At 75.6% G+C, this 989-nt stretch carries 1 protein-coding gene and 1 pseudogene; one reads left to right on the plus strand and one right to left on the minus strand.

What is annotated here, in order from left to right; genetic code table 11:
• Positions 1 to 349: DUF5134 domain-containing protein (locus C1J00_RS43620; protein ID WP_146046427.1), on the minus strand; the 349-nt coding region annotated here is incomplete at its 3' end.
• A gap of 142 nt (positions 350 to 491) precedes the next feature.
• Between C1J00_RS43620 and C1J00_RS47500 the strand changes: the two are divergent.
• Positions 492 to 928 (plus strand): annotated as a pseudogene (locus C1J00_RS47500) (FUSC family protein); the annotation flags it as partial.
• Positions 929 to 989: the final 61 nt, after the last annotated feature.

Here is a 989-nt window from a genome sequence, read left to right on the forward strand (position 1 = left end):
CGCCCCCACCGTGCCCGTGTGCGGGCGAGCCGGCCATGACGACGGACATGTAGACCATCGCCGCGGCACCCACCAGGTGGTGGAGATGGTGAGCGGAGGCCCGTGCCGCCCACAGCGCGTGAACGCCCGCCGCCCCGAACACCGCCGCGTAGACGGGCCAGGCCCACGAAGGCGGGGTGAACACCGCCGCCGGCACGGCCATCGCGGCCATCCCGAAACCCATCAGCGCCTCGCCGCCCGCGGCGCTGCGCTCCCCTTCGGCGCCGCTGCGCATCCGCGCCAGGCAGTAGGAGCCGGTCATCGCGCAGAGCGCCACCAGCAGCCAGCCGGACGAAGCCGGTCCGTGCACGCGCACCTCCCCCTTCGGCAGTCGGTCATTCGATGCCCGGGCCATGCGGCGCGCACGCGAGCGCAAGGGTGTACGCGGGGAGCATTCGGCGGAGCACACCACGTGAGGAGCTACCCTTCAAAGTTGAAACACCTGTTGACCTTCTCTGCTGATCACGGAGTTCGCCGGGCACCGGGACCCCGGGGCGCTGATGACGGAGCGGGTCGTGGACGCCGTCGTCGGCGCGCCGGTCGGGTTCGTCGCCGCCCTGGCCGTCACCGACCGGCGGGCGGGCGACCGCGTCGACGGGCGCTGACCGCCGCCGGCCGGGCCCGCGAACGCGCCGCCCGCCTCCTGGCCGAGCCGGACACCGGCACCGCGGCCCTGGAATCCGCCCGCCGCGGCCTCGCCGTCGCCCTGGCCGAGCTGCGCGCCACGGCCGACGCGGCCGCCGGTGAAGGGTGGCAGCGGGCCCTGCCCCAGGAGCGGGTCGTACTCGCCGAACAGTCCGGACACCGTACGCTCGCCGCGACGGCCCGACGCCAGGGCCTGCTCCCGGACCGGGACCCGGCCACCGAAACGGAGGACGCACGGCCATGACGCCGACCGAAGGACCATCGCCCACGGGGAGCGACGGGGGGCGGGCCCAGCAGCCGGGGAC

It is taken from the genome of Streptomyces cahuitamycinicus, from assembly GCF_002891435.1.
Taxonomy (GTDB): domain Bacteria; phylum Actinomycetota; class Actinomycetes; order Streptomycetales; family Streptomycetaceae; genus Streptomyces; species Streptomyces cahuitamycinicus.